General features: G+C 75.3%; 18 protein-coding genes. 10 read left to right on the top strand and 8 right to left on the bottom strand.

All coding sequences use genetic code 11. The features are described from left to right. Positions 1 to 185 precede the first annotated feature (185 nt). Positions 186 to 722 (top strand): HNH endonuclease, encoded by a 537-nt coding sequence (locus ACYVO2_RS26030; protein WP_461010425.1) that lies wholly within the window; start codon positions 186 to 188, stop codon positions 720 to 722. Positions 723 to 860: 138 nt separating this feature from the next. Here the strand turns inward: ACYVO2_RS26030 and ACYVO2_RS26035 are convergent, their stop codons facing one another. Further along, positions 861 to 3,905, bottom strand: a complete 3,045-nt coding sequence (locus ACYVO2_RS26035) for a beta-N-acetylglucosaminidase domain-containing protein (RefSeq protein ID WP_461010426.1) — start codon at positions 3,903 to 3,905, stop codon at positions 861 to 863. Between the two features lie 179 nt (positions 3,906 to 4,084). Between ACYVO2_RS26035 and ACYVO2_RS26040 the strand changes: the two genes are divergently transcribed. The 3 genes from ACYVO2_RS26040 (at position 4,085) to ACYVO2_RS26050 (ending at position 7,903) form a co-directional block, all read left to right on the top strand. Further along, positions 4,085 to 5,497 carry an amidase gene (locus tag ACYVO2_RS26040; protein ID WP_461010427.1) on the top strand — a complete coding sequence of 471 codons (1,413 nt, stop codon included), beginning with the start codon at positions 4,085 to 4,087 and terminating at the stop codon, positions 5,495 to 5,497. 3 nt (positions 5,498 to 5,500) lie between these two features. Beyond that, positions 5,501 to 7,606, top strand: a complete 2,106-nt coding sequence (gene malQ / locus ACYVO2_RS26045) for a 4-alpha-glucanotransferase (protein WP_461010428.1) — start codon at positions 5,501 to 5,503, stop codon at positions 7,604 to 7,606. Between the two features lie 63 nt (positions 7,607 to 7,669). Further along, on the top strand, positions 7,670 to 7,903 hold the full coding sequence (locus ACYVO2_RS26050) for a hypothetical protein (RefSeq protein ID WP_461010429.1): 234 nt from the start codon (positions 7,670 to 7,672) through the stop codon (positions 7,901 to 7,903). Between the two features lie 163 nt (positions 7,904 to 8,066). On the opposite strand, the gene pepN (ACYVO2_RS26055) is transcribed toward ACYVO2_RS26050, so the two are convergent. Next, positions 8,067 to 10,634 (bottom strand): aminopeptidase N, encoded by a 2,568-nt coding sequence (pepN, locus tag ACYVO2_RS26055; protein WP_461010430.1) that lies wholly within the window; start codon positions 10,632 to 10,634, stop codon positions 8,067 to 8,069. A 349-nt stretch (positions 10,635 to 10,983) separates the two neighbouring features. Here pepN (ACYVO2_RS26055) and ACYVO2_RS26060 point away from each other — a divergent pair, with 349 nt between their 5' ends. Then, positions 10,984 to 12,729 carry a TIGR03767 family metallophosphoesterase gene (locus tag ACYVO2_RS26060; protein ID WP_461010431.1) on the top strand — a complete coding sequence of 582 codons (1,746 nt, stop codon included), beginning with the start codon at positions 10,984 to 10,986 and terminating at the stop codon, positions 12,727 to 12,729. A gap of 24 nt (positions 12,730 to 12,753) precedes the next feature. Here ACYVO2_RS26060 and ACYVO2_RS26065 read toward each other — a convergent pair whose 3' ends face one another. Continuing rightward, positions 12,754 to 13,734, bottom strand: coding sequence for a hypothetical protein (locus tag ACYVO2_RS26065; protein WP_461010432.1), 981 nt, complete (start codon positions 13,732 to 13,734; stop codon positions 12,754 to 12,756). Between the two features lie 114 nt (positions 13,735 to 13,848). Beyond that, the gene (gene pepN / locus ACYVO2_RS26070) at positions 13,849 to 16,434 is read right to left on the bottom strand and encodes an aminopeptidase N (RefSeq protein ID WP_461010433.1); all 2,586 of its coding nucleotides are present in this window, start codon (positions 16,432 to 16,434) and stop codon (positions 13,849 to 13,851) included. 181 nt (positions 16,435 to 16,615) lie between these two features. Between pepN (ACYVO2_RS26070) and ACYVO2_RS26075 the strand changes: the two genes are divergently transcribed. Continuing rightward, positions 16,616 to 17,290 carry a DsbA family oxidoreductase gene (locus ACYVO2_RS26075; protein ID WP_461010434.1) on the top strand — a complete coding sequence of 225 codons (675 nt, stop codon included), beginning with the start codon at positions 16,616 to 16,618 and terminating at the stop codon, positions 17,288 to 17,290. Positions 17,291 to 17,525: 235 nt separating this feature from the next. On the opposite strand, the gene ACYVO2_RS26080 is transcribed toward ACYVO2_RS26075, so the two are convergent. Further along, positions 17,526 to 18,167: a superoxide dismutase gene (locus ACYVO2_RS26080; RefSeq protein WP_461010435.1), complete on the bottom strand. Its 642-nt coding sequence runs from the start codon at positions 18,165 to 18,167 to the stop codon at positions 17,526 to 17,528. A gap of 129 nt (positions 18,168 to 18,296) precedes the next feature. Then, positions 18,297 to 19,709, bottom strand: a complete 1,413-nt coding sequence (locus tag ACYVO2_RS26085) for an amino acid permease (RefSeq protein ID WP_461010436.1) — start codon at positions 19,707 to 19,709, stop codon at positions 18,297 to 18,299. Positions 19,710 to 20,052: 343 nt separating this feature from the next. Between ACYVO2_RS26085 and ACYVO2_RS26090 the strand changes: the two genes are divergently transcribed. Beyond that, positions 20,053 to 20,652: a biotin transporter BioY gene (locus ACYVO2_RS26090; RefSeq protein ID WP_461010437.1), complete on the top strand. Its 600-nt coding sequence runs from the start codon at positions 20,053 to 20,055 to the stop codon at positions 20,650 to 20,652. A gap of 48 nt (positions 20,653 to 20,700) precedes the next feature. Here ACYVO2_RS26090 and ACYVO2_RS26095 read toward each other — a convergent pair whose 3' ends face one another. Continuing rightward, on the bottom strand, positions 20,701 to 22,185 hold the full coding sequence (locus ACYVO2_RS26095) for an amino acid permease (RefSeq protein WP_461010438.1): 1,485 nt from the start codon (positions 22,183 to 22,185) through the stop codon (positions 20,701 to 20,703). Between the two features lie 148 nt (positions 22,186 to 22,333). Between ACYVO2_RS26095 and ACYVO2_RS26100 the strand changes: the two genes are divergently transcribed. Together ACYVO2_RS26100 and ACYVO2_RS26105 are read left to right on the top strand one after the other, a co-directional pair. Further along, the gene (locus ACYVO2_RS26100; protein WP_461010439.1) at positions 22,334 to 22,819 is read left to right on the top strand and encodes a ribose-5-phosphate isomerase; all 486 of its coding nucleotides are present in this window, start codon (positions 22,334 to 22,336) and stop codon (positions 22,817 to 22,819) included. Between the two features lie 48 nt (positions 22,820 to 22,867). Further along, on the top strand, positions 22,868 to 23,683 hold the full coding sequence (locus ACYVO2_RS26105; protein ID WP_461010440.1) for an Fpg/Nei family DNA glycosylase: 816 nt from the start codon (positions 22,868 to 22,870) through the stop codon (positions 23,681 to 23,683). Positions 23,684 to 23,744: 61 nt separating this feature from the next. On the opposite strand, the gene ACYVO2_RS26110 is transcribed toward ACYVO2_RS26105, so the two are convergent. Then, entirely contained in the window at positions 23,745 to 24,968 is a 1,224-nt protein-coding gene (locus tag ACYVO2_RS26110; protein WP_461010461.1) for a GNAT family N-acetyltransferase, read from the bottom strand. 269 nt (positions 24,969 to 25,237) lie between these two features. Between ACYVO2_RS26110 and ACYVO2_RS26115 the strand changes: the two genes are divergently transcribed. Continuing rightward, complete coding sequence (locus ACYVO2_RS26115) at positions 25,238 to 26,398, top strand: PP2C family protein-serine/threonine phosphatase (protein WP_461010441.1); 1,161 nt, start codon at positions 25,238 to 25,240, stop codon at positions 26,396 to 26,398. Positions 26,399 to 26,614 lie beyond the last annotated feature (216 nt).

The raw sequence follows: 26,614 nt of genomic DNA on the forward strand, positions 1-26,614 counted from the left end.
TCACCACAGTAACCGGGCGGAGTGCGGGCATCTCGCGGTCGTTCTGTGGGGATCCAAGGGGTGTGGCCCAAAACACTTCAGATCCGTTACCTGGTCATGGTGGCGTCATCACCAGGAGGAAGGACACACTGGAGGAGATCGTCCCGGCGCGAGCCACGCGCCGCCGGCGTAACAGGGAGGCACCCGTGCCGCATGTTCTTGTCCTCAACGCGTCGTACGAGCCACTGGGCGTCATCCCGACGCGCCGCGCGCTCGTTCTCGTCCTCAACAAGAAGGCCGTGTGCCTCGAGGAATCCGGCGTCCTGATGCACAGCGCGACCTGCGCCGTACCGGCGCCCAGCGTCGTCCGGCTGACCCGCTTCGTGCGGGTCCCTTTTCGTGGCCCCGTTCCGCTCACCCGCAGGGCGCTGTTCGCCCGGGACGGCGGCAGGTGCGTGTACTGCGGCGGCGTCGCAACCAGCGTCGACCACGTGGTGCCGCGCAGCAGGGGCGGCAAGCACTCGTGGGACAACGTGGTGGCCGCGTGCCGCCGCTGCAACCACGTCAAGGCGGACCGGCACGTCGCGGAGCTCGGGTGGCGCATGCGCCACCAACCAGCGCCGCCCACCGGACTGGCCTGGCGCATCATCGGCACGGGCCACAAGGACCCGCGCTGGATGCCATACCTCCAACCGTATGGCGCCGAGCATGCCTTGGCCCGGATCGACGGCATATCCGCCTAGATCCGGGCCTTCGTGTTCCCCGGCCCGGAACCGGGGGACGGCGACCGGACGGAGACAGGGAGCCTGTGGGCGCGCGCGCCGACGGGCTCCTTCGTCGTGCGCGCGCCGCACCCGGACGGCCCGCCGCGCGGCGGGCCGTCACTCCGCCACCGCGTAGACCTCCACGGCGTACAGCGAATACCCGTACCGCGTGGCCCGTTTCACACCCTGCACCCGGACGAAGCGGGTGCCCGGGGCGTCCAGGTGGACGGTCTCCGCGCCGCCCCGGCCGTCCCGCACCGCCGCCGCCGTGCGCCAGGCGCGGCCGTCGGCGGACGTCTGGACGCGGTACGACCTGGCGTACGCGTCCTGCCAGCGCAGCACGAGCCGGCCCACGCGCGCCGGCTCGCGCAGCTCCAGCCGCAGCCACGCGCCGTCCCGCGCGGGCGACGACCAGCGGGTGGCCGGGTCGCCGTCGACGGCCGCGGCGGCCGGGAAGTCCGGGGTCTCGTCGCCCGACGAGGCGGCCCGCGCGGTCCTGGCCAGGTCGGGGCCCGCCGTCGCGGGGTGGGTGCGCACGGTGAGCCGCTCGGTGATCACCTCGCCGTCCACGGTCAGGCGCACGGGGACCGTGTGCGCTCCGGGGGCGGCCGACCGCGGGACCGTCACCGTCAGCGGGGTGGTCACGGTCGCGCCCCGGCGCAGGGTGGCGGGGGCGGGGGCGGTGACCTCCAGGCCCTCGGGCGCCGGCGCGGCCAGGTCCGCCACGGCCGTGCCGGGGCGGGTGGCCGTCACCCGCACGGGGACGGTGGCGCGGGAGCCGGCCGCCACGTCCACCTCGCGCCGCTCCAGGGACACCTCCGCGGCCGGGGTGTCCGCGTACCAGGGGACCACCTCGTGGACGACCGGGGCGGGCGAGCCGGGGGACGGGACGACCCGGACCCGGTCCGCCCGCACGCCGCGCGCGGACAGCTCCGTCCAGCCCCCGCTCCCCAGGCGGCCCAGCGGGCGCCAGCCCTCGCCGGGCACGTGCGCCCGCACCGCGGCGCCGGAGCCGGCGGCCGGGTCCGCGAGCACGGTGAGCCGGTCCAGCGGCCGCGCCGCCCCGCCCTGCCGCGCCGCCCCGTCGAGCCGCACCGTCAGGCCGTCCCGCGGCGCCCGGCGGGACGTCGCCGCGTCGCCGTCCGCCGCCCGGCCGCCCGAGGCCGCGCCCGCGTCCCGCGGGGCCCCGCGGCCCGTGGACGCCCCGCCGCCGACGCCCGTCCAGTCGTCCGCCGCGGCGAGCGCCCGGTCGAGGAACGGGTCGAGGACGCCCTCGCCCACCGCGGCGCCGCCCCCGGCGAGCTCCTCCCGCAGCCGCAGCACCCGCAACTGCTCCCGCCACGCCCGCTCGCCGTCGCCGCGCCGCTGCGCCGTGAGCATGTCCACGGCCGCCCGGCCCGCCTCCCCGTACCGGCCGAGCTGGTCGGTCCAGGGGCGCAGCTCGCCGGCCAGGGGCAGGCGGGCCAGGTGCCCGGGTGCCTCGGCCATGCCGTCGAACGCGGCGCGCAGCGGGGCGGCCCCCGCGGCGCCGGTCCGCTCGTGGGCGGTCCAGAAGCCGTCGATCAGCTCGGCGAGGCGGGCGGACTCCCGCCCGTCCAGCGGGGAGGAGGAGCTGTTCGCGGCCAGGGCCCGCAGGGCGCCCTCGGCGCGCACGTCGCCTCCGGCCAGGTCCCGCAGCGCCGCGTCCCAGGACTGGGCCGGCCGGTACGCGCGCGGGTTCCAGGCGAAGTCGGCCACGGTGAACAGGGCGATCCTGGACGCGGCCGGCTGCCGCATGGCGTTCGCCAGCAACTGGGCGGAGGCGGCGGCCACCGCGGGGGAGCGGCCGGTGTAGGGGCCGAGGAAGACCCGGTCCTCGGCGTAGTCGTTGACCGGGTAGTTGTCCATCGTCACCAGCGGGTGGGTGAACGCGTCGCGGGCCGCGGCCAGCTCCGCGCCGGTGATGGTGCGCGGCACCACGCCCACCCCGCTCCACGCCACCTGCACGTCGCCGTCCAGGGCGTCGGCGAGCGCCGTCCGGTACTCGGTGCTGCCGTCCTGGTAGAACTCGGTGGGCAGCACGGACAGCGGGGCGGCCGCGCCGCGGTCCTTCCCGGTCAGCCAGGCGGCGACCGCGTTGGCGAGGTCGGCCTGGGCGCGGGCGGCGGCCTTCGGGCCGGTCCCGTGGGCGTCCCGGTCGGCGCCGCAGTGCCACTCCTCGTAGGACACGTCCTGGAACTGGAGCTGGTAGGCGCGCACGCCCAGCGACCACATCGCGTCCAGCTTCGCGATCAGGGCGCGCAGGTCGTCCCGGGAGGAGAAGCAGAACGACTGGCCGGGGGAGACCGCCCAGGCGAGGGTGACGTGGTTGCGGCGGGCCCGGTCGGCCAGGGCGCGCAGCTCGGCGGCCCGCGCCTTCGGGTACGGCTCGCGCCAGCGCACCTGCCGGTAGGGGTCGGCGCCGGGCGCGTACAGATAGCGGTTCTGCTTGGTGCTGCCGAGGAAGTCGAGCATGGCCAGCCGCTGCCGGTGCGTCCACGGCTCCCCGTAGAAGCCCTCCACGACGCCGCGCACGGGCGCCACCGGCCAGTCGCGTACGGCGACGCCGGGGACGGCGCCGTCCCCGGCGAGCCGGCGCAGGGTCTGGGCGGCGTGGAAGGCGCCGTCGGAGTCGGCGCCGGCCAGGGCGACGACCTCGCGGTCCCGGCCGTCCACCGCGGCGCGGCCCGCGGCCAGGACATAGCCGCCCGCGGGCAGGCGCGCGGTGCCGGGCGCGTCCAGCGCGGCCAGGACCCGCCGGGCCCCGGGGCCGCCCGCGTACACCAGCAGGCCCGTGGCGGGCAGGGGCGCGCGGGAGTCCGTGAGGGTGGTGACCTCGCGGGCGCCCGCCGAGCGCAGCGCCGTGCGCAGCGTGTCGAGGCCGGCGTCGTCCACCTCGGGGCCGGCGAGGAGCGCCACGGACGGGGTGACGGCGACGGCGGGGCCGCGCTCCCGGATCGACTGCGGACGCGGGTACAGGGCCGGCGCCGGGGCCGAGGCCCCCGGGGCGGTCGCGGCGGTCGCGGGGGAGGGGCTCGCCGGCGCCGCGGCGGCCGGGGGAGCGCCGGTGACGCCGCCGATGACGGCGACGGCCAGCGCCGCCGCGCCCGCCACCAGGGCACGGGACCGCCGGTGATGCAACACGGCCTCCGGATGTTCTCGTGGAGTTCTCCTGTCGCGGACTTGACGGGGGCGAGCCCACCACCGGGGGGACGCGCTGTCAACACGCTCGGGGAATTGCCCCGTTGTGCCGTCACCCGGACGCGGACGGCGCCCGCGCGGGCGCACTGCCCCGCACCGGTGGCGCGGCCTAGGCTGGCCGCATGCCGGAACCCCACGAGCTGACCATGCTGGAGCAGGCCGCGGCGGTCAGGGCGGGCGAGCTGTCGCCCGTCGAGCTGGCCGAGCACTACCTGACGCGGATCGAGCGGCTCGACGGGGAGGTGGGGGCCTACACGACCGTGACGCCGGAGCGGGCGCTGGCGGACGCGCGGCGGGCGGAGCGACTGCTGGCGTCCGCGCCGGAGGAGCCGCCGCCGCTGCTGGGCGTGCCGCTGCCGGTGAAGGACCTCACCCCGGTCGCGGGCGTGCGCTTCACCATGGGGTCCGCGGTGTTCGCCGACCGGGTCGCGGACGAGGACGCCGCCGTGGTCACGCTGCTGCGCGAGGCCGGGACGACGCTGCTCGGCAAGACCAGCACCCCCGAGTTCGGGCTGCCCGCCTACACCGAGTCCCGGGTCGGGCCCCCCGCCCGCACCCCCTGGGACCCGGCGCGCGGCGCGGGCGGGTCGAGCGGCGGCGCGGCCGCGGCCGTGGCCGCGGGGCTCGCGCCCGCCGCGCACGGCAGCGACGGCGGCGGGTCCATCCGGATCCCGGCGAGCTGCTGCGGCGTGGTCGGGCTCAAGCCGACCCGGGGCCGGGTCAGCCCCGCGCCCGGCGGCGACGTCAACGGCCTGGTCACCCACGGCCCGCTGGCCCGCACCGTGCGGGACACGGCCGCGCTGCTCGACGTCATGGCGCGGCCGGTGCCCGGCGACCCGTTCCCGCTGCCCCTGCCGTCCACCTCGTTCCTGCGCTGGACGGAGCGGGACCCCGGGAAGCTGCGCATCGCCAGGTGCGCCGAGCCCGACACCCCCGAGGCGGTGCTCGACCCCGAGGTGCGCAAGGCGTACGAGGAGACGTCCGCGCTGCTCGCCGAGCTCGGCCACGAGGTGGTGGAGGTGCCCCAGCCGATGCGGCCGGGCGAGCGCAGGGCGTTCTCGCCGGTGTGGTCGGTGATGGCCGCGCTCGCGGAGGTCCCCGAGGAGCGCGAGGGCGAGCTGATGCCGCTCAGCCGGTGGCTGCGCGCCAAGGGCCGGTCGGTGGACGGGCCGGGGTACGCGCGGGCGCTGCTGCGGCTCCAGGCCGTGGGGCGGCGTGTCGCCGAGGCGGTGGAGCCCTACGACGCGGTGCTCACCCCGACCCTGGCCAGGCTGCCCGCGCCGGTGGGCGCCCTGCGCGACGACGCCGACCCGTCCGCGGACTTCTCCGGGCAGGTGAGGTTCACCCCGTTCACCGCGGTGTGGAACATCACCGGGCACCCCGCGATCTCCCTGCCGCTGTGCTGGACGGCCGACGGCCTGCCCGTCGGCATGATGCTGGCGGGCAGGTACGGCGGGGAGGGGCCGCTGCTGGCGCTCGCGGCGCAGTTGGAGGCGGCTTCTCCCTGGCACGCCCGCCGTCCGGCATGCTGGTGAGCCATGGGTGATCTGGCGGCGCTCGCGGCACGGCACGGTGTGGACGTCACGTACGAGCCCTCGCCCGGAGAAGTCGTCCGGGTACCCGAGGAGACCGTCGTCGCGGTGCTGGCCGCGCTCGGGGTGGACGCGAGCACCCCGGAGGCGGTGGCGGAGGCACTCGAACGGTACGAGAGACAACAGGCCGAGCGGCTGCTGCCGGTGTGCGCCGTGGTGCGCGCCGGGGAGCCGCTGCGGCTGCGGCTGCCCCGGGGCGCGCGCCTGCGGGTGGAGGCGGAGGACGGCGGCGAGCTCGACCCGGGCGGCGCCCTGCCCCTGGGCCGGCACACCCTGCGGGCGCGGGCCGGCCGCGCCGAGGCGAGCGCGCCCCTGATCGTCGTCCCGCCGCGGGCCCCCGCCGTCCCCCGCCGGAGCTGGGGGTTCCTCGCCCAGTTGTACTCCGTGCTGTCCTCCCGCTCCTGGGGCATGGGCGACCTCGGCGACCTCGCCGACCTGGCCGCCTGGTCCGGCCGCTCGCTCGGCGCGGGGTTCGTGCAGATCAACCCGCTGCACGCGGCGCTGGCCGCCCCGCCGTCCGACCCGTCCCCCTACCGCCCGTCCTCCCGCCGCTTCCCCGACCCGGTCTACCTGCGGATCGAGGACGTGCCCGAGTACGCCTTCCTCGACCCCGCGGACCGGCGGCGCGCCCAGGACCTCGCCGAGCGCGCCGCCCGACTGCGCGACGCGGTGCTGCGCGAGGGCGCCCTCATCGACCGGGACGCGGTGTGGGCGCTCAAGCGCGAGGCGCTGGAGCTCGTCCACCGGGTGCCGCTGTCCCCCGGCCGCGCCGCCGCCTACCACGACTTCCTCGCCGAGCAGGGCCAGGCCCTGGACGACCACGCCACCTGGTGCGTCCTCGCCGAGCTGCACGGCCCGAACTGGCGCACCTGGCCCGCCGCCCACCGCCACCCCCGCAGCCCGGCCGTGGCCAGGCTGCGCGGCGAGCTCGCCGACCGGGTGGACTTCCACTGCCGGCTGGCCTGGCTCACCGACACCCAGCTCGCCGCCGCCCAGCGCGCCGCCGGGCAGGCGGGCATGCCCGTCGGCATCGTGCACGACCTGGCCGTCGGCGCCCACCCCGACGGCTCGGACGCCTGGGCGCTCCAGGAGGTGCTGGCGAGCGGCATGTCCGTGGGCGCGCCCCCGGACGCGTTCAACGCCCGCGGCCAGGACTGGGGCCTGCCGCCCTGGCGCCCCGACGCGCTGGCCGCCACCGCCTACGCCCCCTACCGGGGGCTGCTGCGCGGGCTGCTGCGCCACGCGGGCGCGCTGCGCATGGACCACGTCATGGGCCTGTTCCGGCTGTGGTGGGTGCCCGAGGGCCGCCCGCCGACCGAGGGCGCCTACGTCCGCTACGACGCGGAGGCGATGCTGGGCGTGCTCGCCCTGGAGGCGCACCGGGCCGGGGCGGCGGTCATAGGGGAGGACCTGGGCACGGTCGAGGACGGGGTGCGCGAACGGCTCGGCGAGCGCGGCGTGCTGGGCACCTCGGTGCTGTGGTTCGAACGGGACTGGGCGGGCGGGGGCGCGCCGCTGCCGCCTTCGGCTTGGCGCGCCGACTGCCTGGCCACCGCCACCACCCACGACCTGCCCAGCACCGCGGCCCGGCTGACCGGCGAGCACGTCGAGCTGCGCCACGGCCTGGGCCTGCTGGCCCGCCCGCTGGAGGCGGAGCGGGCCGACGACGCCCGCGAGGTGACGCGGTGGCTCACCGAGCTGTCCGGGCTCGGCCTGCTGCCGGAGGACTTCACCCACTGGGAGGCGGAGCGCTGGGAGGAGGAGGTCGTCGCCGCGGTGCACCGGTTCCTGCTGCACACCCCGGCGAAGCTGGTCGGGGTGTGGCTGCCCGACACGGTGGGCGACCGCAGACCGCAGAACGTCCCCGGCACCTGGGACGAGTACCCCAACTGGCGGTTGCCGCTCGCCGACGCCTCCGGCCGCCCCCTCACCCTGGAGGAGCTCGCGGCCTCGCCCCGGCTGCGCCGCCTGGTCGCGACCCTGCGCCGGGACGCGCCGCACGGGTACCCGCCGCCCCCGCAGGAGCCGCCCCGGGACGGCGCGGCCGGGTGAAGCCCGCGGGCACACGGGGGACCCGGGCGTCGGGTGCCGCGCGGCGTTCGCTACGTTGGTGGGGTGGACAACAAGAACGCCCTGCGCGCCGGCGCCGTCACCGCCGGCACGGTGCTGATGCTGCTGACGTCGTCCCCCGCCTTCGCCCTGACGCCCGACGACGGGGACGAACCGGGCTCCGGGCTGAGCGTCGCCGAGACCCTCGGCCTGTTCGTGGGCCTGCCGGTGCTGGCGTTCCTGGTGATCGCCGGCCTGGTGATGCTCCCGGGCATGGGCAAGGGCAAGCAGGAGCAGTGACCTGACGGGCGGCCCGCACGGGCCGCCCGCGGGGACGGCCGGGCCCCGCCCGGCCGCGACACCGCCCCCCCCGGGGGGGCGGCCGGACGGCGGACCGCGCTGCGCGGCCCGCCGCCTTTCCGCGTCCGCGGGGCCCGGCTCGGCCGGACCCCGCGCCGTGACCTCAGGCCCCCGCGGCCCGGTCCGCGGCCTGCGCCCGCAGCGCGCGCGCCACCCCGTCCTTGGACTCCACCACCAGGCGCCGCAGCGCCGGGGCCGGGCGCACCGCCGCCAGCCACTCGTCCGTGGCGTCCAGCGTCTCCTGCGACACGTGGACCGCCGGGTACAGGCCGACCACGATCTGCTGCGCCATCTCGTGGCTGCGCGAGTCCCACACGCCCTGCACGGCCTGGAAGTACTTCGCCGTGTACGGCGCGAGCAGCTCCCGCTGGTCGGTCTGCACGAAGCCCGCGATCGCGGCCTCCTGCATCGCGTTCGGCAGCCCGTCGCCCTCGACGACCTGCGCCCACACCTCGGCCTTGGCCTCGGGCGTGGGGCGGGCGGCGCGGCAGCTCATGGCGTGGCGCTCGCCGGCCGAGGTGCGGTCGCGGTTCAGCTCCGCCTCGATCTCGGCCTCGCCCGCCCTGCCGGTGGCGGCCAGCCGGCCCAGCAGGGCCCAGCGCAGCTCGTCGTCCACGACCAGGCCCTCGACGGTCTCGCTGCCGTCCAGCAGCCCGGCGAGCAGGTCGAGCTGGGCGTCGGTGCGGGCCGCGGCGGCGAACGCGCGGGTCCAGGCCAACTGGTGGTCGCTGCCGGGCCGGGCGGCGCGCAACTGCTCCAGCGCTGCCTCGGTCCAGCGGGCCAGGCCCTGCTCGCGCCACTCCGGCGCGGCGTACAGGTCGAGGGCGAGCTTGGCCTGGCGCTGGAGCGACTGGACGACGCCGATGTCGGACTCCCGGCCGATGCCGCCGAGCACCAGCTCCAGGTAGTCGCGGGTGGCCAGCTCGCCGTCGCGGGTCATGTCCCAGGCCGAGGCCCAGCACAGGGCGCGCGGCAGGGACTCGGTGAAGTCCGCGAGGTGCTCGGTGACCACGGCGAGGGAGTCGGCGTCCAGGCGGACCTTGGCGTACGTCAGGTCGTCGTCGTTGAGCAGCACCACGTCCGGGCGCCGCTTCCCGAGCAGGGCGGGCACCGGCGTGGACTCGCCGTCCACGTCGAGCTCGATCCGCTCGGTGCGCACCAGCGCGCCGTCGCGCAGCTCGTACGCGCCGACGGCGATGCGGTGCGGGCGCAGCGTCGGGGTGCCCTTGGCGCCCGCGGGCAGCGGCGGCGCCTCCTGGACGATGTCGAACGCGGTGATCCGCCCGTCCTCGCCGGTCTCGATCCGCGGGCGCAGCACATTGATGCCCGCGGTCTCCAGCCACGCCTTGGACCACGCCGACAGGTCCCGGCCCGAGGTCTCCTCCAGCGCCTCCAGCAGGTCGCTCAGGCGGGTGTTGGCGTAGGCGTGCCGCCGGAAATAGGCCTGCACGCCGCGGAAGAACTCGTCCATGCCCACGTAGGCGACCAACTGCTTGAGCACCGAGGCGCCCTTGGCGTACGTGATGCCGTCGAAGTTGACCAGCACGTCGTCCAGGTCCCGGATCTCGGCCATGATCGGGTGGGTGGACGGGAGCTGGTCCTGCCGGTACGCCCAGGTCTTCATGGAGTTGGCGAAGGTGGTCCAGGCGTGCGGCCAGCGGCTGCCGGGGGCGTGCGCCTGGCAGGCGATGGAGGTGTAGGTGGCGAACGACTCGTTCAGCCACAGGTCGTTCCACCACTCCATGGTCACCAGGTCGCCGAACCACATGTGGGCCAGCTCGTGGAGGATGGTCTCGGCGCGGGTCTCGTAGGCGGCGTCGGTCACCTTGGAGCGGAAGACGTACTGGTCGCGGATGGTGACCGCGCCCGCGTTCTCCATGGCGCCCGCGTTGAACTCCGGCACGAAGAGCTGGTCGTACTTGGCGAACGGGTACGGCAGGTCGAACTTCTCCTGGAACCAGTCGAAGCCCTGCCGGGTCACCTCGAAGATCGCGTCGGCGTCCAGGTACCCGGCCAGCGACGGGCGGCAGTAGATGCCCAGCGGCACCACCTGGTCGCCGCGGCGGTACTCGCTGTGCACCGAGGTGTAGGGGCCGGCGATCAGCGCGGTCACATAGGTGGACAGGCGCGGGGTCGGGTCGAACCGCCACACGCCGTCCTCGGGCTCCGGGGTGGGCGAGTTCGACACCACCGTCCAGCCCTCGGGGGCCTTCACGGTGAACCGGAAGGTGGCCTTCAGGTCGGGCTGCTCGAAGCAGGCGAAGACCCGGCGGGCGTCGGGCACCTCGAACTGCGTGTACAGGTAGGCCTGCTGGTCCACCGGGTCGACGAAGCGGTGCAGGCCCTCGCCGGTGTTGGTGTACGCGCAGGTGGCGACGACCTTCAGCTCGTTGTCCTCGGCCAGGTCGGGCAGCGTGATCCGGCTGTCCTTGAACACCTCGGCCGGGTCCAGCGCCTTCCCGTTGAGCACCACCTCGCGGACGGCGGGCGCCACCAGGTCGATGAAGGCGGTGGCGCCGGTCTCGGCGGACCGGAACCGGACCACGGTGGTGGAGGGGAAGGTGCCGCCCTCCTGGGCGCCGCTCAGGTCGAGGTCGATCGCGTAGCTGTCCACGCGCAGCAGTCGGGCGCGCTCCTGCGCCTCTTCACGGGTCAGATTCGTGCCTGGCACGGTCGGCAACTCCTTATGGGTGACTTCGCGCCCATACTTCCACGGCCCGGCCCGGGCCACCCGGTGATCTCCCGTGTCCGGCGCCGGCGGGGCGTCCGGGCGGCGGGCGGGCGGCCCGCGCCGGGTGCCCGCGGGGGCCGGAACCGCTCCGGTTACCGCCGCGGCGCCGCAGCGTTGCCGTTCGGCGAACGGGTGACAAAAGGTGCGGGGCGGCACCATTCACCGACTCCGGTTCGGCGCCCTGCCGTACGGAGCCGTTCAACCCCGGGTCACCCCCGCTGCGCATGCTCCCGGTGAGTCGACGCACCACCGACACCGACGGCCGCGAGCCAACGCCCCGGGGGCACCCATGCCTGCACAGACCAGCTCCACCCCGATCGACAGGCGCCGCTTCCTCACCGTGGCGACAGCCACCGCCGCGGTCGTGGGCGGCGGCGCGGCCACCGCGGGCCTGCTCGCCGGGGGCGGGAGCGCCGCGAGCGCGACCGGGACGCCGTCCGCCCGCGGCGCCGCGGGCACCGCCTACGCCGCCGCCCGCCCCTCCACCGCGGGCACCACCCTGCGCTCCGTCGCCGCGCTGCCGCCGGGCACCGGCTACCGCAGGCTGGTGGCCGCGCCCGGCTGGCCGCTGGTGGTGCGCACCGACCTGGCCGGCGCCGACCCGCGCCGCACCGACCGCCGCACCGCGCTGGCGTGCTTCGTTCAGTTCACCGACCTGCACATCATCGACGTGCAGCACCCGCTGCGGTACGAGTTCATGCGCGACCGCACCGCCAGCGCCTGGCGCCCGCACGAGGCGCTGACGGTCGCGGGCGCCGCCGCGCTGGTGGAGCGCGTCAACGGCCTCGGCGGCGGCCCGCACACCGGCCAGCCGGTGCGGTTCGTGATGACCACGGGCGACAACACCGACAACAACTGCGCGGCCGAGCTGGAGTGGTTCCTGACCGTCATGAGCGGCGGCCGCGCGGTGCCCGACACCGGCGCGCGCGGTGTCTACGAGGGCGTGCAGGACTCCGGCGACCCGCTGTACTGGCACCCCGAGAGCAGCCTGCGCGACAACGACAAGAAGCTGGGCTTCCCCACCCTGCCCGGCTTCCTGAAGGCGGCGGTCGGCCCCGTCACCAGCCCCGGCCTGCGGATGCCGTGGTACTCCACCGTCGGCAACCACGACGACCTGCCCGGCGGCTGCTTCCGCGGCGAGGGCGTCTTCCACGACTACGCCGTCGGCTCGCGCAAGCTCCAGACGCTCTCCCGCGCCGAGGGCGTGCGCCTGTGGGACGCCATCGAGGCCGACCCCACCGGGGCCGCCGACCTGTTCGCCGACTACCTGCGCACCCACGCCCGCCGGATGCGCCCCGTCACCCCCGACCCGCGGCGCGCCCCGTTCACGCCCGCCCAGTACCTGGCGGCGCACCTGGACCCGCGGTTCGCCGGCGCCGGGCCCGCCGGCCACGGCTACACCGAGGACAACCTGGACGGCGAGCGGATGTACTACACCTTCCCGGTGGCCGACGGCGTGCTCGGGATCAGCCTGGACAGCACCAACCGGGGCGGGCACTACGAGGGCTCGCTCGGCACCGGGCAGGTGCGCTGGCTGGAGCAGCAACTGCGGCGGCACCGCGACGCCCGGGTGCTGGTCTTCAGCCACCACACCAGCAGGACCATGCGCAACACCCGCCCCGACCCGGCCCGCCCGCACGAGCGGCGGCACGGCGGCGAGGAGCTGGTGGAGCTGCTGCACCGGCACCCCAACGTGGTCGCCTGGATCAACGGCCACAGCCACAAGAACAAGATCCGCGCCCATGGCCACCGCGAGCCCGCCCGCGCCTTCTGGGAGATCACCACCGCCTCCCACGTGGACACCCCGCAGCAGGCCCGGATGATCGAGCTGGCCGACAACGGGGACGGGACGCTGTCGCTGTTCACCACTCTGCTGGACTCCGCGGCCCCCGTCCGCACCGCCTACGACGACCTGTCGCAGACCTCGCTGGCCTCGCTGTACCGCGAGTTGGCCTACAACTCGCCCGGCTCCCAGCCGGAGAAGGCCGGCACGCCGCGGGACCGGAACACGGAGCTGCTGCTGCGCACCGCCTGACCGCGCCGCGGCGGGCCGGCCCGCTCACCGGGGCAGCGCGGTCACCGGCGGCAGCCCGTCCCCGGGCACGGCGGCCACCGCCCCGGCCCGCAGCGCCGCCAGCAGCACCGAGACCTGGGTCTCCGGGGTGTCGCGCAGCTTCTCCGGCGTCAGGTACACCACCGTGATCCCCAACTGCTCCAGCACCGCGCGGCGGGCGGCCTCCTCCGCCCAGTCCTCGTCGCCGAACCCGGGCGCCCGCACGTCGATGTCCAACACCACGCCGTGGGCGGGCCAGTACGCGTCCACGGCGGCGAGGAACCGGCCGTCCGGCAGGTGCAGCGAGACGTTCCACACCGGGTCGGGCAGCCCGTAGGCCCGCACCAGCTCGAACGCCAGGTCCTCGGCGCAGGACCGCCCCCTGGCCAGCGCCGCGTCCACCGCCGCGGCCACGTCCGCCCTGGCCAGCAGCCCGGAGGCGTCCAGCTCCGCGACGACGGACGCGGTGGGCGCCGGGCCCGCGGGCACCGCCTGCACCAGCAGCTCGCGGACCAGGCCCGGGTCGCCCAGCGTCTCCACGGCGTCGGCCAGGGCGCGGGCGGCCGGGGCGCACGGCAGCTCGCCCACGCGGACGGGCGCGGGCACGGCGTGGCTGCGCCGGATCCGCACGAACCCGGCGTCGCGCAGCCTGCGCTGGTGCGGGACCAGCAGATCGACGGTGTCCACCTCGCCCAGCCCCGGCGCGCCGGGGAACCCGTACAGGGCGAGCGCGGCGAACCCGGTGAGGACGGCCGCGCGGTGCGCCGGGGCGCGGTGGGTGCGGGCGCCCGCGTACAGCAGGGCGGCCCGCAGCCGCTGCTCGTCGGTGGGGGGCTCCGGGTGGAGCAGGTACACCTTGGGCAGCAACTGCCGCCAGGGGCCGCCGGGGCGGCAGCTCTCGGCGATGAGCGTGGCCGTGACGCCGCGCTCCCTGAGCTGGCGTTCCGTCACGACTCCGTGGGCCGGGGTGGAAGTGTCGTGTGCCATGGGGGCAGCCTTGCCGGGGCCGGGGCGGGGCGGTGCGGTTGTTACAGGCCCGTTGAGAAAGCCGTACACGGCGGCGGGACCCGCGCCGGGCGGGGGCCCGCCGCCGCCCGCCGGCTAACGCCCGTCCCGCTCCTGCGCCCGCAGCGCCCGGGCCAGGTCGTCGCGGGCCTCCAGGACCAGCCGCCGCAGCGCCGGGACGTCCGGCGCGGTCTCCAGCCAGGCGTCCGCGCGCGCCAGCGTCCGCGGGGTGGAGCACAGCGACGGGAACAGGCCGGAGACGATCCGCATGGCGATCTCGATGCTGCGGGTACGCCACACCCGCTCGATCACCGAGAAGTACCGCTCGACGTACGGCTGGAGCAGCTCCCGCCGCTCCGGCCGGCCGAACCCGGCGATCGCCGCCTCCACCAGCGCGTTCGGCAGGTGGGCGGACTCCACCACGTCCTGCCACACCTGCTCCTTGACCTCGGCGGACGGCCGCGCGGCCAGACAGCGCGCGCGGTGGCGCTCGCCCGAGGCGGTGTTGTCCCGCCGCAGCTCGGCGGCGAGCGCGTCGGCGTCGGCCGCCCCGGCCGCGGCCAGCGGTTCGAGGAACGCCCAGCGCAGCTCCTGGTCCACCACCAGGCCGTCCAGCTCGACGGAGCCGTCCAGCAGCGCCCGCAGCAGCGCCAACTGCTCCTCGCCCGAGGCCACCGAGGCGAGGAAGCGGGCCCACGCCAACTGGTGCCCGCTGCCGGGCTCGGCGGCCTTCAGCTCGCGCTCGGCGCCCTCCGCGAGCCGGCGCAGGCCCTCCTGGCGCCACCCGGGGGCGACGTAGTGCACCACGGCGTGCCGCGCCTGCTGGTGCAGCGACTGGAGCACCCCGATGTCGCTCTCCCGCCCGGCGAACCGCAGCACCAGCTCCACGTACTCCCGGGCGGGCAGCAGCGCGTCGCGGGTGAGGTTCCACATCGCGGACCAGGCCAGGGCGCGGGCCATGGGGTCGGCGATGTCGCCGAGGCCCTCGCGCAGCACCGCCAGGGAGTCGTCGTCGAAGCGGACCTTGCAGTAGGTGAGGTCCTCGTCGTTGACCATGACCAGGTCGGGGCGCGCGGACCCGGCCAGCTCGGGGACGGCGGTCTCGGCGCCGGTCACGTCCGTCTCGGTGTGCGCGTACCGGGTGATCCGGCCGTCCTCGCCGCGCCGGTACAGGCCGACGGCCACGCGGTGCGGGCGCAGGGTGCCGCCGGGCGCGGCCTCCTGGTGGACGGTGAGCGCGGCGAGCGCGCCGGAGTCGTCGTAGGTGGCGCGGGGCGTGAGCACGTTGACCCCGGCCGTCTGCAACCAGGCCCCGGACCACGCGGCCATGTCGCGCCCCGAGGTCTCCTCGAGCACCGCGAGCAGGTCCTGGAGGGTGGTGTTGCCGTACTCGTGCCGCTTGAAGTAGCGGCGCGCGCCCTCCAGGAACGCCTCGCGCCCCACATAGGCGACCAGTTGCTTGAGCACGGAGGCGCCCTTGGCGTAGGTGATGCCGTCGAAGTTGAGCTTGGCGTCCTGGAGGTCCCGGATGTCCGCGGTGATCGGGTGCGTGGTGGGCAACTGGTCCTGCCGGTAGGCCCAGAACTTGCGCCGGTTGGCGAAGGTGACCCAGCCGTCGGTGAACCGGGTGGCCTCCACCAGCGCGAACGCGCCCATGAAGTCGGCGAACGACTCCTTCAGCCACAGGTCGTCCCACCAGCGCATGGTCACCAGGTCGCCGAACCACATGTGCGCCATCTCGTGCAGGATCACATTGGCCCGGCCCTCGTACGACGCCTGCGTGACCTTGCCGCGGAAGACGAACTCCTCCCGGAAGGTCACGCAGCCGGGGTTCTCCATCGCGCCGAGGTTGTACTCCGGCACGAACGCCTGGTCGTACTTGCGGAACGGGTACGGGTAGTCGAAGTGCTCGTGGAAGAAGTCCAGGCCCTGCTTGGTGACGGTGAAGATGTCGTCCGCGTCGAAGTGCTCGGCCAGCGACGCCCGGCACAGCGCGCCCAGCGGGATCCGCAGCGTCCGGCCGTCGGCGAGCCGCCGCGTGTACTCGTCCCGCTCGTGGTGGTAGGGGCCGGCGACCACCGCGGTGATGTAGGTGGAGATCGGCAGCGTCGGCGCGAACCGCCATGTCGCCGCGGAGTCCCCGACGGGCTCGGGCCCCGCCTCGGCCGGGGAGTTGCTCAGCACCGTCCAGTGCGCGGGCGCGGTCACCTCGAAGGTGAAGGGCGCCTTGAGGTCGGGCTGCTCGAAGTTGGCGAACACCCGGCGCGAGTCGGCGGGCTCGAACTGCGTGTACAGGTACGTCTCGCCGTCCACCGGGTCCACGAAGCGGTGCAGGCCCTCGCCGGTGCGGCTGTAGGCGCACGACGCGTCCACGGTCAGCTCGTTGACCTCGGCCAGGGCGTCCAGGGCGATCCGGGTGCCGTCGAACACCTCGGCCGGGTCCAGGGCGCGCCCGTTGAGGGTGACGGTGTGCACGGCCGGGGCCAGCAGGTCCGCGAAGGTGCTCGCGCCGGGCTCGGCGCAGCGGAAGCGCAGCGTGGTCACCGAGCGGAACGTGCCCGTCCCGCCGTCCGGGGCGCTCGCCAGGGCGGACCGCAGGTCCAGGGCCACGTGGTAGCTCTCCACGGAGATCAGGCGGGCCCGCTCCGCGGCCTCGTCGATGGTCAGGTTCTCTCCCGGCACTGCGCTGCTCCCTCGCGTACGTGATGCGGTTCACTGCGCGGCGCCGCGGCGGTGGCCGGGGCGCCGTGTCAGGTCATGCTGTCATCCCGGGGCGGCCGCGGGCGGCCGGGAATGGGCCGGGCGCGCTGGGGCGTTGTCCCCGGCACGGGCGGGCCCGCGTCGGTCGCCCACGTCCTGACCCATGCCGACAGCACACCGTCGAGGAGCACCTGTGACCGGCAGCGCCGAGCAGCAGAACAAGACCGCCGACTTCTGGTTCGACCCCCTGTGCCCGTGGGCCTGGATCACCTCCCGGTGGATGCTGGAGGTGGAGAAGATCCGCCCGGTGACCGTGCGCTGGCACGTGATGAGCCTCGCGGTGCTCAACGAGAACCGGCTCGACGAGCTGCCGGAGCGGTACCGCGAGCTGATGGCGCAGGCGTGGGGCCCGGTGCGGGTGGCCGTCGCGGCCGAGCAGAAGTTCGGCAACGAGGTGCTCGGCCGGCTGTACACCGCGCTCGGCACCCGCTTCCACATCCAGGGCCGGCCCAAGGACCGCGACACCCTGGTGGACGCGCTGAAGGAGGCGGAGCTGCCGACCGAGCTGGCCGACGCCGCCGACTCCACCGAGTACGACGAGGCGCTGCGGGCCTCGCACGCCGAGGGCATCGGCCTGGTCGGCGAGGAGGTGGGCACCCCGGTGATCGCCGTGGACGGCCCGACCGGCGACCGGGTGGCGTTCTTCGGCCCCGTGGTCACCCCGGCCCCCAAGGGCGACGCGGCGGCCCAGTTGTGGGACGGTGTGCTGGCGGTGGCCTCCATACCGGGCTTCTTCGAGATCAAGCGCACCCGGACCGTGGGCCCGATCTTCGACTGAGCCGGCCCCGGGGCGCCCTGGGGCGCACCGAGCCCCACCGAGCCGCCCCGGGCCCGCCCGGGACGCGGAAACGGCCCCGCGCGACGACTCCGCGCGGGGCCGTTCCCCTGGTCCCACGAGGTGACGGGTGAGAAGACGATCACGCTCGCGGGCCGTCCGTGCCACCGGTGCGCCGGTGGGCCGGCAGGCTCCGGCCGGTGGGCCCGGAGGGCTCCGGCCGGGTGCGGCGGCCGGGTCAGGGCGCCGCCAGCAGGTCCAGTGACTTCTCCCGGGCGGCGGTGAAGCGCCGGGAGACGTCCTGCCAGTTGACCACGCGCCACATCGCCTCGACGAAGTCCACCTTCTGGTTCCGGTACTGGAGGTAGAAGGCGTGCTCCCAGGCGTCGAACACCAGGATCGGCACGCTGCCCTGCCCCACGTTCCCCTGGTGGTCGTACACCTGCTCGACGATCAGCCGCCTGCTCACCGGCTCCCACGCCAGCACGCCCCAGCCGGAGCCCTGCGTGGTGGCGGCGGCCTTGGACAACTGGGCCTTGAACCGGTCGAACCCGCCGAAGTGCTCGGCGATCGCGTCGGCCAGCTCGCCGGTGCCGTCCTTCTCCAGCGGCTCGCCGCCGCCGTCACCGGTCATGTTCTGCCAGTAGATGCTGTGCAGGATGTGCCCGGACAGATGGAAGGCCAGGTTCTTCTCCAGCCCGTTGATGCTGCCCCAGCTCCCCTTCTCGCGCGCCTCGGCGAGCTGTTCGAGCGTGTCGTTGGCGCCCTTGACGTAGGCGGCGTGGTGCTTGTCGTGGTGCAGCTCGATGATCTCCCCGCTGATGACGGGCTCCAGCGCGGAGTAGTCGTACGGCAGCTCGGGGAGCGAGTAGGTGGTCATGGCCTGGCCCTTCGACCGTCTCTTGGTCACAGGATGCAATTGCGAGCTACTTGCAACAACGGATCCTATGCAGCTCGATCTTCGCGGGCAAGGGCGCCCCGCTCGCCCCCGCTCACCCCCCGCCCCCGCTCACCCCCGCCGCCGCCTGGCCACGGCCACCACCGCCAGGCCCGCGGTCAGCGCGCCCGCGCTCAGCAGCTTCGGCCGGGACGGGCCGTCCGCCGCCATCAGCACCAGCACCCCGCCCATCCCGGCCAGCGCCAGCCACGTCAGGTACGGGAACCCCCACATCCGCAGCGCGAGCCGGCCGGGCGCCTCCCGCTCCAGGCGCCGCCGCAGCCGCAACTGGGCCGCCGCGACCACGCCCCACACCACGAGCAGCACCGCGCCCGCCGCGTTGAGCAGGTAAAGGAACACCGTGTCCGGCCACTTCATGCTCAGCAGCACCGAGAAGAAGCCGAACGCCACCGACGCCAGCACCGCCCGCCGGGGCACCCCGCCGCCGACCCGCAGCAGCCCGCGCGGCGCGTCGCCCCGCTCGGCCAGCGAGAACACCATCCGGGACGCGCCGTACAGGTTCGCGTTCAGCGCGGACAGCAGCGCCACGAAGACGACCACGCCCATCAGGCGGCCCGCCGCCGGCACCCCGATCCGGTCCAGCACCGCCACGTAAGGGCTGGTCCCCACCCGGGAGTCGTCCCACGGCAGCAGCGTGACGATCAGCGCCAGCGACCCCACGTAGAACAGCAGGATCCGCCACACCGCGCTGCGCACCGCCCGCCCGACCGCGCGCGCCGGGTCGTCGGACTCGGCCGCCGCGATCGTCACCACCTCCAGGCCGCCGAAGGCGAACACCACCGCCAGCACCCCGGAGACCACCCCGCTCCAGCCGTGCGGCAGCAGCCCGCCGTGCCCGGTGAGGTTGGCCGTCCCCACCGGGTCCGTGCCCGGTAGCAGCCCCGCGACGGCGAGCGAGCCCAGGACCAGGAATGCCACGATCGCGGCGACCTTCACCGCCGCGAACCAGAACTCGAACTCGCCGAACGAGCGCACCGCCACCAGGTTCGCGCCGGTGAACACCACCATGAACAGCAGCACCCACTGCCACTGGGCCACCGCCGGCACCCAGCCGTGGGCGATCGCCGCCGCTCCGGCCGCCTCCACCGCCAGCACCACCACCAGCAGGAACCAGTACAGCCAGCCCACCACGAAGCCCACCGCGGGCCCGAACGCCCGCTCGGCGTGCACCGAGAACGAGCCCGACGCGGGCATGGCCGCCGACATCTCGCCCAGCATCCGCATCACCAGCATCGCCAGCGCCCCGGCGATCAGGTACGACAGCACGATGCCGGGACCGGCCACGGCGACGCCCGCGCCGGAGCCCACGAACAGGCCGGCGCCGATCACCCCGCCGAGGCCGAGCATGGTCAGGTGCCGCTGGCGCAGCCCGCCGGCCAGGGGCCGGGCGGGGGCAGCGGCGGCCGGCGGGGCGGGGGAGGAGGGGCCGGAGGCGGGCGGGGGCGAGGAGGGGGCGTGGCGCATGGTGCGGGTCCAGGGGTGGGGGACGTGCGGGGGCGGGGCGGACGGCCGGGGAGGCGGCGGACGGGGGTGGGGAGCGGGCGGCGGAGCGGGCGCGGGGCCGTGCGGGGGCCGTTGGTGGATCCCCACAGTTTCCCCGCCCCGTCCGGCGGAGGCAAAACTATGACCTTGCTCACGTCACCAGCGCATACTCCGCCAGGGACAGCAAGGGCTTGCGGGCCGCGCTTGTGCCGAACACCACAACGCGCCCCGCGCCGCTTTGTCACCGCCACACGGTGGCCGCGCCCGTCTCCTGCGTTAACGTCACTCCGTCCCGCCCGTAACGGATCACCCGATTGGGGACCCCATGAGCACCTTCGTCTCCGCCCGCCACGGCGCGGGCACCGTCCTGGCCGACCTGCTGCCCGCCTCCACCGCGGCCCGCGCCCGGGTCCGCGACGCCGCCCTGGTGGTGTCCGGCGCGGCGCTGACCGGCCTGGCCGCCCAGTTGTCCCTGCCCGTGCCGGGCTCGCCGGTCCCGGTCACCGGCCAGACCTTCGCCGCGCTGCTGGTCGGCACCGCACTCGGCGCCCGCCGCGGCCTGGCGTCGCTGGCCCTGTACCTGCTCATGGGCCTGGCGGGCACCCCGTGGTTCGCCGGCGGCACCTCCGGCCACGGCGCCACCCTCGGCTACGTCGTCGGCTTCGTCGTCGCCGCCGCGATGGTCGGGGCGCTGGCCGAGCGCGGCGCGGACCGCGGCCCGCTGCGGATGCTCGGCGTGATGGCGCTGGGCAGCGCGGCGATCTACGCGGTGGGCGTGCCGTGGCTGGCGGTCAGCCTGGACGTCCCGCTGGGCGAGGCCGTCTCCCTCGGGCTGGTGCCCTACCTGCTCGGTGACGCGCTGAAGGCCGCGCTGGCCATGGGCGCGCTGCCCGCCGCCTGGAAGCTGGCCGGCCGCCGCAACTGAGCCGCCGACCGGGGGTTCCGCCGCCGGGCGGAACCCCCGCGCCCGCCGCTACCGGCCGTCCCCGGCCTTCTCCTCCAGGGCCTTGCCGGCCCCCGGCCCGGCCGCCGCCTGCCCGCGCTGCCGCAGCAGGGCCACCGCCAGCACCAGCGCGCCGACCAGCAGGGAGAGCAGCATCTGCTCCCGGCCGTCGGAGTCGGTGAGCATGTAGCCCATCACGAACACGATCAGCCCGATGGTGGCCCAGGTCAGATACGGGTACAGCCACATCCGCACGCTCAGGCGCTCCGGCGACTCCCGCTCGATGATCCGGCGCATCCGCAGTTGCGAGAAGCAGATCACCAGCCACACGAACAGGGCCACCGCGCCGGAGGAGTTCAGCAGGAAGCTGAAGACGGTGTCCGGCGAGGTGTAGTTGAAGATGACCGCGACGAAGCCGAACGCCACCGACGCCCAGATCGCGGCGGCGGGCACACCGCGCTTGTTGACCCGGGCGAACGCCGCGGGGGCGTCCCCGCGCTCACCCAGGGAGAACGCCATGCGGGAGGCGGTGAAGAGCCCGGAGTTCAGACAGGACAGCACCGCGGTGAGCACGATCACGTCCATGACCTTCGCCGCGCCCGGGATGCCGATCTCGTCGAGCACCGCCACGTACGGGCTCTCCAGCACGTCCTTGCCGTTCCACGGCAGCAGCGTCACCACGATCAGGATGGAGCCCAGGTAGAACACGGCGATCCGCCAGATCACGCTGTTGGTGGCCCGGCTGACCGCCTTCTCCGGCTCCGCGGACTCGCCCGCCGCGAGGGTGACGATCTCGCTGCCCATGAACGAGAACACCACCAGCAGCATCCCGGACAGCACCGCGCCGAAGCCCTCCGGCAGGAAGCCGCCGTGGCCGGTCAGGTTCTCGGTGCCCACCGCGTCCGTCCCCGGCAGCAGCCCGAACACCGCCAGGCCGCCCACCACGAGGAAGGCGATGATCGCCACCACCTTGATCCCGGCGAACCAGAACTCGAACTCGCCGTAGGACCCCACCGAGAACAGGTTGGTGCCGGTCAGCAGCACCATCACGATCAGCGCGAACGCCCACTGGGGCACCGCGGGAATCCAGTCCGTGAGGATCGCCGCGCCCGCGGTCGCCTCGACGGCCAGCACCACGACCCAGAAGAACCAGTACAGCCAGCCGATGGTGAAGCCGGCCCAGCGGCCCAGCGCCCGGTCGGCGTACGCCGAGAACGAGCCGCTGGTGGGGTGGGCCGCCGCCATCTCGCCCAGCATCCGCATCACCAGGACGACCAGCAGCCCGGCGATCGCGTACGACAGCAGGATGCCCGGGCCGGCCGCCTTGATGCCGGCGCCCGAGCCGACGAAGAGCCCGGCGCCGATCACGCCGCCGATGGCGATCATGGACAGGTGCCGGTTCTTCAGTCCGGGCTTGAGTCCGGAGCCGCCGCCGTGCGCGCCGGGTGAGGCGCTGTCGGCAGCGGCGGCCCTGTGCGGGCCTCCGGGAGCATGAGAGGTGGGGTGTGCACTCATGGGGTGGCATCCAACCTGACGGGGACGGGTTCACGGAATGTTTGACTCCGATTCGTTGCCTCAACCTCAAGCGACGCTCAAAAACCGGCAACCATCCCGTTTCCACCCCCTCCCGGAGCCGCGCCCGCGCCCGTGGCACACTGCGGGCATGCGCGTCTACCTCGGCTCCGACCACGCGGGCTTCGAGCTCAAGAACCACCTCGTCCAGTGGCTGGCCAAGAACGGCCACGAACCGGTCGACTGCGGTCCGCTCGTCCACGACCCGCTGGACGACTACCCGCCGTTCTGCCTCCGCGCCGCCGAGCGCACCGCCGCCGACCCCGGCTCCCTGGGCATCGTCATCGGCGGCTCGGGCAACGGCGAGGCCATCGCCGCCAACAAGGTCAAGGGCGTGCGCGCGGCCCTCGCCTGGAGCGAGCAGACCGCCTCCCTGGCGCGCGAGCACAACGACGCCAACGTGATCAGCGTCGGCGCCCGCATGCACAGCACCGAGGAGGCCACCCGCCTCGTCGAGGTCTTCCTCACCACCCCGTACACGGGCGAGGAGCGCCACAGCCGCCGGATCGCCATGCTCGGCTCCTACGAGACCACCGGCGAGCTGCCCCCGCTGCCCGAGGGTCACCCCGAGGTCTGACCCCCGCCACCGACCCCAGCCCGCCGACCCAGCCACCGCGGACCAGCCATGCCCGAGGGCCACACCATCCACCGCCTCGCCGCCGAGCACCTGCGGGTGTTCGGCGGCGGCCCGGTGCGCGCCACCAGCCCGCAGGGGCGCTTCGCCGCGGGCGCCGCGCTCATCGACGGCCGGGTGCTGCGCACCGCCGAGGCCCACGGCAAGCACCTCTTCCTCGGCTTCGGCACCCCAGAAGGCCCCTGGCTGCACGTCCACCTCGGGCTGTACGGCACCTGGCGCTTCGAGGACGGTGCCCCGGGCGACCCCGTCGGCGCGGTGCGGCTGCGCCTGGCCGGGCCCGCCGCCCACGCCGACCTGCGCGGCCCCACCGCCTGCGAGCTGATCACCCCCGCGGAGAAGGCCGCCCTGCACGCCCGCCTCGGCCCCGACCCGCTGCGGCCAGGGGAGACCGGTGAGCGCGCGTGGGCGCGCATATCCCGCAGCCGCACCAGCGTCGCCGCCCTGCTCATGGACCAGAAGGTGCTGGCCGGGGTCGGCAACGTCTACCGGGCCGAGGTGCTGTTCCGGCAGGGCGTCGACCCGGCCCGCCCCGGCCGCGGCCTGACCCGCGCCGAGTGGGAGGCGGTGTGGGCCGACCTGGTGGCGCTGATGCACGAGGGCGTGAAGCTGGGGCGCATCGACACGGTGCGCCCCGAGCACACCCCCGAGGCCATGGGCCGCCCGCCGCGGGTGGACGACCACGGCGGCGAGGTCTACGTCTACCGCCGCGCCGGGCAGCCCTGCCTCGTCTGCGGCACCGAGGTCCGCACCGCGCCGGTCGCGGCGCGGAACCTGTTCTGGTGCCCCACCTGCCAGCGGGACTGACGCCCTCGCGGGGGCCGGCGCCCCCGGGCGGGGCCGGCCGGCGGACCGGCCGGCCCGCGGGTCAGAACCCGTGCGGCAGCCACGGCAGCGGGTCGTGCGCGAACGCCGTGGACGCCTCGTCCAGCGCCCCCTCCCGCAGCTCCCGCACCAGGCCCGCCCCGGCCATCGCCCGCAGCGAGAAACCGCCCAGGTACGCCGACCCCAGGTCCCGCACCGAAAGCGCCAGGTCGGGCGCGTCCGAGGTGCGCTCGCAGGAGGCGCCCTTGGCGTCCCCGGTCAGCCGCCACCGGCCCTCGTTCCACGGGCAGAACGCGTCCGACACCTCCAACACCACGTCCACCGGCGCCGAGTAGGTGCGGGCCGCCAGCGCCGCGCCCACGTCCACCAGGCGCACGTACAGCTCGTCCCGCATCCCCAGGGCGCAGCGCCGCACGTCGGACACCAGGTGCAGCAGCGGGTCGTCCGCCGGGCGGTTGCGCGCCACCAGCGTCCTGGTCAGGTCGATCCCGAACAGGAAGCGCCACAGCGCGGCGTACGTCGCCGGGTCGAGCGCCTCGATGTCCCGAAGCCGCACCTCGCCCTCCACGGCCCCGCTGGGGGTCCACCCGGGGTGCACGGCGTACCGCGCGTATCCGGTCATCTTCCCGTCCAGTTCCGCCGTGACGCACTGGAGTTCGCCCGCCCCGTCGCGGTGCTCCGGCGGGTCGAGCACCGGCCGGTCCGCCCACCCCGGCTGCCGCAGCAGCATCCCGGGCCGCCGCCGCGCCACCGCCGCGTACACCTCCTCGCAGGCGTCGCGCGCCTCCGCCGGGCGCACGATGCGCAGCCTCACCCGGTCCGCGCCCTCAGGCAGGCGCAGCGTCACCTGCCCGGTGTCGATCCGCGCGGACATCATCTGGGTGGCGGCGCCGTACCCGAACCGCCCGTAGATCGGGGGCTCGGAGGCGGTCAGCACGGCGAGCGGCTCGTCGCCGGCCGCCCGCACCGCGTCCAACTGCCGCCGCATCATCGCGCGTAGCACCCCGCGCCTGCGATGGGACGCCTGCACGCTGACCATCGTCACCCCGGCCGCGGGCACCACCACGCCCCCCGGCACCGTCATGCGGAACGAGAAGGCGCCCGACGTGCCGACGACGTCGTCCCCGTCGTGGACGGCCGTGAACCGCTCGAACTCGGTGAGGCGGCGCCACAACTCCCACTCCTGGCCCGGCTCGGGGATCCCGCCGAAGGCACGGACCAGCGCATGCGAGAAGTCGTCCCACTCCTCGGGCCGCAGTGTCCGCATCTCCAGCCCCTCCTCCAGGGGCGCGGACCTGGGGGAGGGCATGCCGGAGGAAACGCCCGTGCCGGGCGTGATGTCAGCTCTCATGTCCACTGCCTATCAGGGCGGCCCCGGCACCGCGAGCGGATTTCCCGCGCGTCGCCCGGCGCATTGCGCGCGGCGGTCACTCGGCGACGGACCGGGACCGCCGGGCGCACGACCGGTCGTGAAACCGTGTGCCCCGCGGGCGCCCACGTGCGGACGGCGGGCAACGGTCGATAGGGTCGCGCAATATGGCAGGAGGTGCGGGTCAGGACAGCCCGAGGGCCCGGGCGCGCAGGGCGTTCCGCCGGGCCAGGAACCGGCTGCGCCGCTGCGCCGTGGACTACTTCCGCGGCGACGGCTCCGACCTGACCGCCCTCGGCGCGCTGCTGCTCACCGTACCGCTGCTGGCCGCGGGCACCATGTACGCGCCCATGTGGTGCCCGCCCACCGCGCTCGTGCTGCCGGTGCTGATCGGCGGGCTGATCCTGCGCCCGTCCAGCCTGCTCGTCCTGTACGCCGCGGCCGGGATCGGGCTCATCGTCGAGGCGGCGTACCTCGACCCCTGGGACAGGTCGGCGGGCGCCATAGACATCGGCGGCGGGGTGGCGCCGGGCAGCCTGCTGGTCGTCGCCGCCGTCGGCTTCGCCGGGCTGACGCTGGCCCAGTTCCGCACCCGGGTCGGCGTGCCGTGGCGCAGCGGCGGCACCATGCTGTTCGACCTGCGGGAGCGGCTGCGGGTGCAGAGCAGGATCCCGCCGCTGCCGCCCGGCTGGCACGCCGAGGTGGCGCTGCGGCCCGCCGGAGGGCAGTCGTTCTCCGGCGACTTCCTCGTCGCCGCCCGCACCTCGGGCGGGCGGGTCCTGGAGGTCGTGCTCACGGACGTGTCCGGCAAGGGCATGGACGCCGGCTCCCGCTCGCTGATGCTCTCCGGCGCGTTCGGCGGCCTGCTCGGCTCCCTGCCGCCGCACGAGTTCCTGCCCGCCGCCAACGGGCACCTGCTGCGGCAGGACTGGGAGGAGGGGTTCGCCACCTCCGCCCACCTCGTGCTCGACCTGGACACCGGCGAGTACGAGCTGCTCTCCGCGGGCCACCTGCCCGCGATGCACCTGGTGTCGGGGGCCGGGCGCTGGGAGGAGAAGTCCGCCGAGGGGCCGCTGCTCGGGGTGTACGAGGGCGCCAAGTTCGAGGGCGTGCGGGGGACGCTGCGCTCCGGGGACGTGCTGATGCTGTTCACCGACGGCATGGTGGAGGCCGTGGGCCGCGATCTGAGCGAGGGCGTGGACCGGCTGGTCGGCGAGGCCGAGCGGTACATCACCCGGGGCTTCCACGGCGCGGCCTGGCGGCTGATAGAGGCCGTGGCGAAGGACGTCAACGACGACCGCGCCCTGCTCCTGATCTGCCGCGACTGACCCCGGAGTACCACCCCGCGCGGCCCCGCCGGCGGGGCCGGGCCCTCCCGGCCGCCCCGCGACCCGCCCGCCCCCGGCGGACCGGCTCCGCCCCTGTCCTCCGGGTGTTCGCCGACTGCTCGGTTGACGTGCGGAATTGACAGTCGAAGCTGTGTGCCCGTGCCAATATCCCCGATCGTCACTCAAAGCAGTGGAACCATTGCTCTCAGTGTTCAT

It is taken from the genome of Streptomyces capparidis (assembly GCF_054782095.1).

What these genes read in the sequence shown, in the direction of transcription:
- ACYVO2_RS26040 (WP_461010427.1), top strand. Translation starts at nt 4,085, where the DNA reads ATGCCGGAACCCCACGAGCTGACCATGCTGGAGCAGGCCGCGGCGGTC.
- malQ (WP_461010428.1), top strand. Translation starts at nt 5,501, where the DNA reads ATGGGTGATCTGGCGGCGCTCGCGGCACGGCACGGTGTGGACGTCACG.
- ACYVO2_RS26060 (WP_461010431.1), top strand. Translation starts at nt 10,984, where the DNA reads ATGCCTGCACAGACCAGCTCCACCCCGATCGACAGGCGCCGCTTCCTC.
- ACYVO2_RS26065 (WP_461010432.1), bottom strand. Translation starts at nt 13,734, where the DNA reads ATGGCACACGACACTTCCACCCCGGCCCACGGAGTCGTGACGGAACGC.
- ACYVO2_RS26075 (WP_461010434.1), top strand. Translation starts at nt 16,616, where the DNA reads ATGCCGACAGCACACCGTCGAGGAGCACCTGTGACCGGCAGCGCCGAG.
- ACYVO2_RS26080 (WP_461010435.1), bottom strand. Translation starts at nt 18,167, where the DNA reads ATGACCACCTACTCGCTCCCCGAGCTGCCGTACGACTACTCCGCGCTG.
- ACYVO2_RS26085 (WP_461010436.1), bottom strand. Translation starts at nt 19,709, where the DNA reads ATGCGCCACGCCCCCTCCTCGCCCCCGCCCGCCTCCGGCCCCTCCTCC.
- ACYVO2_RS26090 (WP_461010437.1), top strand. Translation starts at nt 20,053, where the DNA reads ATGAGCACCTTCGTCTCCGCCCGCCACGGCGCGGGCACCGTCCTGGCC.
- ACYVO2_RS26095 (WP_461010438.1), bottom strand. Translation starts at nt 22,185, where the DNA reads ATGAGTGCACACCCCACCTCTCATGCTCCCGGAGGCCCGCACAGGGCC.
- ACYVO2_RS26100 (WP_461010439.1), top strand. Translation starts at nt 22,334, where the DNA reads ATGCGCGTCTACCTCGGCTCCGACCACGCGGGCTTCGAGCTCAAGAAC.
- ACYVO2_RS26105 (WP_461010440.1), top strand. Translation starts at nt 22,868, where the DNA reads ATGCCCGAGGGCCACACCATCCACCGCCTCGCCGCCGAGCACCTGCGG.
- ACYVO2_RS26110 (WP_461010461.1), bottom strand. Translation starts at nt 24,968, where the DNA reads ATGCGGACACTGCGGCCCGAGGAGTGGGACGACTTCTCGCATGCGCTG.
- ACYVO2_RS26115 (WP_461010441.1), top strand. Translation starts at nt 25,238, where the DNA reads ATGGCAGGAGGTGCGGGTCAGGACAGCCCGAGGGCCCGGGCGCGCAGG.